This is a genomic window from Acinetobacter sp. SwsAc2 (assembly GCF_013391465.1).
In the GTDB taxonomy this organism is placed as follows: Bacteria; Pseudomonadota; Gammaproteobacteria; order Pseudomonadales; family Moraxellaceae; genus Acinetobacter; species Acinetobacter johnsonii.
Genome location: NZ_JACBEZ010000060.1, coordinates 1 through 7026 on the forward strand (window position 1 = coordinate 1; position 7026 = coordinate 7026).

5 protein-coding genes and 1 pseudogene are annotated in these 7026 nt (G+C 33.8%); 4 read left to right on the forward strand and 2 right to left on the reverse strand.

The window, feature by feature from the left end:
• Positions 1 to 108 precede the first annotated feature (108 nt).
• Together repM and HYI04_RS16355 are read left to right on the forward strand one after the other, a co-directional pair.
• A complete protein-coding gene (gene repM, locus HYI04_RS16350; protein WP_178896399.1) occupies positions 109 to 1032 on the forward strand; it encodes a replication initiation protein RepM in 924 nt (307 codons plus the stop codon).
• Between the two features lie 67 nt (positions 1033 to 1099).
• Positions 1100 to 1663: a plasmid replication DNA-binding protein gene (locus HYI04_RS16355; RefSeq protein ID WP_178896400.1), complete on the forward strand. Its 564-nt coding sequence runs from the start codon at positions 1100 to 1102 to the stop codon at positions 1661 to 1663.
• Positions 1664 to 1676: 13 nt separating this feature from the next.
• Here HYI04_RS16355 and HYI04_RS16360 read toward each other — a convergent pair whose 3' ends face one another.
• Positions 1677 to 1916, reverse strand: a complete 240-nt coding sequence (locus tag HYI04_RS16360; protein WP_372239184.1) for a hypothetical protein — start codon at positions 1914 to 1916, stop codon at positions 1677 to 1679.
• A 375-nt stretch (positions 1917 to 2291) separates the two neighbouring features.
• Here HYI04_RS16360 and HYI04_RS16365 point away from each other — a divergent pair.
• Together HYI04_RS16365 and HYI04_RS16370 are read left to right on the forward strand one after the other, a co-directional pair.
• Positions 2292 to 2435 (forward strand): annotated as a pseudogene (locus HYI04_RS16365) (transposase); the annotation flags it as partial.
• 986 nt (positions 2436 to 3421) lie between these two features.
• Positions 3422 to 3736, forward strand: coding sequence for a hypothetical protein (locus tag HYI04_RS16370; protein ID WP_058952647.1), 315 nt, complete (start codon positions 3422 to 3424; stop codon positions 3734 to 3736).
• 48 nt (positions 3737 to 3784) lie between these two features.
• On the opposite strand, the gene HYI04_RS16375 is transcribed toward HYI04_RS16370, so the two are convergent.
• Entirely contained in the window at positions 3785 to 4264 is a 480-nt protein-coding gene (locus HYI04_RS16375) for a hypothetical protein (RefSeq protein ID WP_178896402.1), read from the reverse strand.
• Between the last annotated feature and the right edge of the window lie 2762 nt (positions 4265 to 7026).

Below are 7026 nucleotides of genomic sequence, written 5' to 3' on the forward strand. Positions count from 1 at the left end.
TATATCACTACGTTTATCGACCTATATCACTACGTTTATCGACCATTTGACTACACTATTATTTAGTGTAGTATTACTACATGAATAGACCACGTAGTAATAACAATAATGAAAGACTTAGTTGTTAAAGATAATGCTTTAATTAATGCCAGCTATAATCTTGATCTTGTTGAGCAAAGATTAGTTTTACTAGCAATTATAGAGGCTAGACAAACGGGTAAAGGGATTAATGCAAATGATGCCTTAGTAATCCACGCTTCCAGCTATATTGAAAATTTTGGTGTAGAAAAGCATACGGCTTATGCTGTTTTAAAAGAGGCAAGTAAAGTCCTTTTTGACCGACGATTTACTTATCAATCTTTAACAGATAAAGGAAATGTAAAGACTACTCATACCCGTTGGGTGAGTGAAATTAGCTATATTGATAATGAAGCATCTGTAAGTCTTATATTTTCACCTGCAGTAGTTCCTCTAATTACACGTTTAGAAGAACGATTTACTAGTTATGAGCTAAAACAAGTAAGTCAATTGACAAGTAGATATGCCACTCGGCTGTATGAATTATTAGTTGCTTGGCGTAGCACTGGCCAGACACCAATATTTCAAATTGTAGAATTCAGACAACAACTTGGTATTGCTGATGACGAATATACTCGATCAGATAACTTCAAAAGACGAGTCCTTGATATAGCTATATCGCAGATCAACACTTTTACCGATATCAAAGTTAAATTTGAGCAACATAAAACTGGGAGATCAATCTCAGGATATAGCTTTTCATTCAAGCAAAAATCATCAGTTAAAAGTATACCTAAGACGAATAATAAACAGCTGGAACTACTCACTGAATTAACAGATAAACAAATTCACATGTTCTCTACCAAGTTAGCTTATGAGCCTTCGTTTGCATCAAAGTACAGTACGGCTGGAGAAAGCTATGAAGATTTCACTATTAGAATATCTAATCATTTAACTGATCCTAAGAAAGTACAAGAATACGCGCCATATCTTAAAGAATTAGGATTTAAATAATCGTTGTAAATTGACATTGTCAATTGAACAGTCAAATATTAACTTAACTTTAAACTCAGTTTACAAGATGAAAAAATTAACAGTATCAGAGTTGGCAAAGCTTTACGGGTATTCAAGACAAGCTATATATGCTCATATAAATAAAGGTAATTTATCAAAAGGAGCTGATGGTTTAATTGACTTTTCAGAAGCATTAAGAGTGTTTGGAGAGCCTCAAAATAGAGAGTCCAATGTCAATCAAAGTCAATCAACTAACAGTCAAAACTTAACAGAAGTTGACTTATTAAAACGTCAAGTTGACATGCTTGAAAAACAACTTAATCAAGCTCTACTTAGAGAAAATCAATCAATAGAAAGGGAGTCTTTCTACCAAGAACAAATTGAAGCAATGCAACGTTTATTAGAAGCTCCTAAAACATATACCACTACATCTATCGACCCAGAAAATACTTCTCCAGACTTAGCCGAAAAAGAAGAAGTAGCAATGCATCAAAACGAGTATCAGACACAAAATGATGGAGAGACTAGTCCGGTTCAGACAGAGAGTAAACGTATTCCTGTACCAGAACAGATCGAACCCGAGATAGAGAAAAGAGGGTTTTGGAGTCGTTTTTTTAAGCCTTATGGTTAGTTTATTGATTACCTTATTCAATAGAACGCTTTTTAATTTTAAATACTCTCCGGTTAAGCACACGCTTAGCTAAATCGGGATTACGGCCAACTAAGTGCTTTACAAATACTGCTTGCTGATTCGGCTCTTTTCGCAGCAATACATCATTTTCCGCATAAAGAACTGATTCAGTACTGGCCACTTTAATAAACTTTTCCTGCAGGATATGCCCAGCTGCTATAGCAAGCTCATGCTCACTTAATTGATCATTCATCGTCATATCTTAGCCGTCAGTTAGTCATGCCTCGTTAATTGTATTTAACATCAATAATCAGCTTTTGGTGAGATAGAATTATTCAACTGAGCTAATTAAAAGTGTGGAACATTGATCAAATAATAGTCGTGGAACGTGAAAAGTCATAAAAAAAGCCCAATCGGGTGTGATTGGGCTATAAACTAGAAACTACAGCATTGATTTCTAAGGAAAATTATAACACATTTCGTATAAGGTGTATTATGTTAATTTTTAGTTAATATAAAATTTAGATAGCTTCTGCAACTAATTTTAAAGCTGATTTAATTTTTTGCTTATTCTCATACATTTTTTTGTCAGCTTGTTCTGCTGCAAAATATAGCCCACTACTGGGATGCCTCCTATAAGGCAAGACATCTGATCGAGAAATTTTTTGCCAAGCTCAAGCAGTATCGTGCCATTGCCACACGCAATGATAAATTGGCTCAAAACTTCTTATCAGCCATCTACCAGGCTTCAACAATCATCTGGCTTAATTGATGACACACCCTAAATATTTCTAGAATATTCTCTTAAAATCTCATACACCCTAATTTTATCTTCATATATAGTTTTCTCTATCACTTCATTGATCTCTTCATTCGTCCACTTTTGAGACTTAGCCCTACAAATGAATATTGATTGCAAAACAAATTTGTGCTCACCTTTTCTCAGATAGAGATTCTTTACTTTTTTTTCCATAAGAAACAATTAAATAGCTTACTCCTTCTAAATTCTATACCAATTAGAAAAAATTTACTGTTAATTAAAACTTAACAAAATCCTAAACTTGCAAAATAATCTAAATATCAGTTACTTAATCATCAGAAAAACATTATTATTATTGTATTATTAATGTTTAATATTTGTGGTTTGTATGTTCTGGATTCTTATAGCAGTTCTAGTTTTGATTAGTACACTATTAATTATTTCTATGGTGAAGGAATATCTTAAAAATCCTTTCAGAAAATGACTCAATTTTAATCCATTTAACATAATAGAGCTTATACGAAACGTGTTTTTAATATTACTTTAAGATCAGTATCTTATCGTTATTCATACCCTTTGGAACGTTCTCGTTCAACCGACTTGGAAACAAGTCGGTTTCTTTTTAAGCAAAACTGTAACTTTTAGCCAATAAAATTGATCAAAAAACATTCTTTTTTGCATTTTTTCCTGATTTCTCAAGCAATGTGGTTCCGTTAATTAATTTAGCCTTTTTAAGGCTACTTTTGCATAGAAAATATTCTGGATAGGTTCTTAGATTCATATCTGGAAATTCTATTTTTCATGGCGAAAATATACAGATCTGTATATTTTTTTATTGAAGTATACGTCAAAATTGAAATATAATGTGATTATTGCAACAAAATTGCTGGTGATTGGCCTTACTTAAGGTTAAGAATTCCGCGCCCCAATTTCTCTTCCCCAAGAGAAATTGGTTTTTTTAATTTTAATTATATCAATAACTTTGAGTAGAATTTAAAATGAAAATTTATGAAATGATCTTTCATAAAGGAGCTTATGAGAAAACACAGTTATTTTATAAAATAAACAATAAAAGTTCACGAAAGCATTTTATTGAACAAATAAAATTAGAAATTGATACTGAGTTGAATGATTTTAAAAATAACTGTGACTCACATCACAAAAAAGACTTATTATCATTATTTAATATTGTTCACAAAGAAAGTCATCTTCATATTAATACTATGGCTAAAGATTTTATACGCAACTCAAATGCAGAAATTGACCAACATGTTTTCTTAGAAATAAAAGAGCATGATGTTTTAAGTATTTAACATAAAATCTCTTATACGAAATTAACTCTCATAGTGACTATCACCATCCTAAGCTTTCTCAGATAGATATTTTTTCAATCTCAATTTTAATTTTTTAGGATCTATCTCATTCTTCGCTGAAAAGCCAAATTTGAAACAGATATATTCACCAACGAATATTCGGTTTGGCTTAACAAATCGAATCGTCTGATAACTGAATTTTTTAGCTATTTCACAGAGAATTAACAGTAATTTAATAGTTACATCTAGATGACATAACTCTTTTCGAAAGTCGAGCTGTTCGATAACGATTTCTTTTTTATTTTCAGAATTCCAGATCGTTCCAAATCTGATAAATAAACTATCTATATCACGCTTACTAGATGACACAGAGATTGACATAGCTTTTTCATAAAATTCAAAGTTATTCCCAAAAAATTTTGGACGAGAATCTACTCCGATCACGCGATAGAAAAAGTTATCAATCAGCCCAATAATGAACATTTTTTCATCTCCTCCGATCAGTTTTTGATTATTACTACAAGACATCTTAGTCGCCCTAAAAAAATATCAATCTAACAGCTTGAAAATTCAATGTAAACCATTGATTATAAACAAATTAATGTTTAATAAACTATTAGGTTTTAACATAATAAAACGTTAAGAAAAGACTTTTATTTTTAGATATTGAATCATTAAGAAAATGATTCATGCTCTTTATATACTTGAAAATAAAGAAATAAAAAAATCATTGGTTATTTTTTATACAATTTGATTTTTTAACTTGTTGTTTTTTATAAATTAAAAAAATCTTTGGCATAACTATAAAAGTACCCCTTTGAAAAATATATTTTTATTGCTGATTTTTAAGTAAATCTGAATGTAAATGACTGTTTTATGGCAGAAATATAAATAAGAGTTCCTGACCTGACTCAATCGAAACTTACATCTAATCTCAAATCTATTTTTAAAAAACATGCACTAACATAAAACTACCCCCTGAAAAAATATAATTCAGAGATACTTTTTCAATATCAAATTAATGCTCAAAGCTAGATTCCATGCACTTATATAAATAAGAGTTCCTGATTGGACTGAGCATAATTTTTATCTAAAGCTTTGTTTTCATAGTACAACCATAAAAGTACCCCTTGATTTAAGCTGATTTTCAAGCTTTTAAAATCATTAGATTCATGTTCAAAGCCTTATTTTGCAGTACATCCATAAATAAGAGTTCCTGCGATCGGCGGGCGCGAAAACATCTGTAAATTTGCCAGTTTTTTAAATTGCTGATAGATAGACTTTGCCAAAATATGAAATGAGCTTTCCTGTGTTAATCGTGCAGTGAGCGAAACTTTCTAAGCTTTGTTTTTCTCGGTTCGTGTGCATGTGGCAGCCACCACATGCTAAAGACCGTGTAGCTGCATACTTCCGAAAGGGCGTTGGTGCGGCTGCGAAGGGCACTGGACAGTGAGATTCTGTTCTTTGACCCAATCCAAGATGTCTATGAAATGACATTGAGAAACAAAAAACAGTTGGGCGACACTGAAACGGGATTCTTGGTGACAAGGACAAACCCTGCTTAACAGAGAGTGTGAGTATCTTCATGGAATGATAGATACGTTAAGAACACACGTTTACCGCTTCAATTCCTTAACAGGGCGGTATGCGTTGCGCACAGGTGGGCTTATGAGAGTATCGCGAGGTACTAGGGGCACGAGGAGAAATCTGGACTGCTCGGTACTCAACGATTAACCAAATTGATTTGTCGTGATGACATATTTGATTAGTTATTGAGATCTATGGATAGCTCAAGCCTGTAACGGTGACACTAAGGAGATCTAAGAGATTGGATCAAGCATGTTGCTTTGCGTAGGTTAAGTGCTTTACCCGTAATGAAATTTAATATCGGTTAATAATGAGGGTTTTCGGAACTCTTACCTCAAAAAAAGGGAATAGCTGATATCAGGTGGAACGGATAAGCGTACTGACCGTCTATTTCAGTAGAAATAGACAAAGACTGTTAACGCTAAAGTGGGAATCTCTCAAGCCAATTATTAGATGCGGTGGCTCCACACTATAGGCTTTTAGACCGAAAACATTCCGCGAGGATGCTATAAGGACTGATTTATGAGAGAGGGAGAGTTGTTGATTAGGTTTATTTCGGATCTATCCGAATTAATTAGGTCACTTCGAGCGAATAAAAACGTAAGGGGTGGGTGAACGAAAGGCAATACGGTGCATAACCGGACTGAGAAAACAAAGTTTATCAGGTGAGAGGTGTGGCAACCTCGGCCGCTATGAAATGCGGCAAGCCTGTTTGGCACGGAAGAAAGTGAATAAACGTTAAAAATCCTGATGTAGCGGTCGGATGAATAATATTTCATGAGTAATCATTAAGAAAAAATGCGTTGGTTACGTTGAAGTTTGCGCTTTGAAATAACCCAGTTGTTCCGGAGACGGATCTGCTGCTGACTGATTTTTGCGATGATGCAGCCGCAAGGCTCTAGTGGAATGATGTTATATGAAATCGTGATTGTGGAACTAAAACACAATTTGAAGTGTGTACTTTGTGATGTGTAGAAGTCAGGACCAGCTTAGTCTTGATGGAGGATCCATGAGAGTCGCTTCCACTGGAAACAGTGAAAATGTCGTAAGTTGATAACTGCGAGTTCGTTCTAGTCGCGAACTCAATAAATGATTAGCGTTAAGCGCGTTAGTTTCGTGAATTTGAACACGGCAAATCAAAAAAACAAGGCGGCCTCCTAAGGAGGCCGCCTTACCTTTTCCTGAAAGCTCATCATTTGCGTTGTAAGCACGTTTTCCTCATCGACATAGGATTCATTAGTAATCAGTGAAAAAATCGCGCATACCCCCTATATTTTTGCGTTAAATCGCTATATCAGAGCGAGTGTCTACGAGCGAACATTGAAAAATCGCGCCTAGACTCTCTGAAAAACAATTTTTTAGTATCAAAATCTCAAAAACAGGAAATCACTTACAGAAAAGTGATTTCTAGACCAAGCGAAGCGAGTAAAAAAAACTTATGAGCGTAGCGAATTCATTCTTGCTTTTGCTTTTTATTAAAGTCACAACGAGATTAGGCAAAAAATTGCCCCTCGAATCGAGCGAAAGCGAGATTCAATAGAGTTTGAGCGTAGCGAAAACATAGGGCAATTTTTCATTTGAAAAGCTTTTAATTATTTTTAAAGTTTTTAAATTCTTTTAAATGTGCTGAAAGCCTTACCATACAATCATTACAAAGGTTATATCACTACGTTTATCGACCTATATCACTACGTTTATCGACC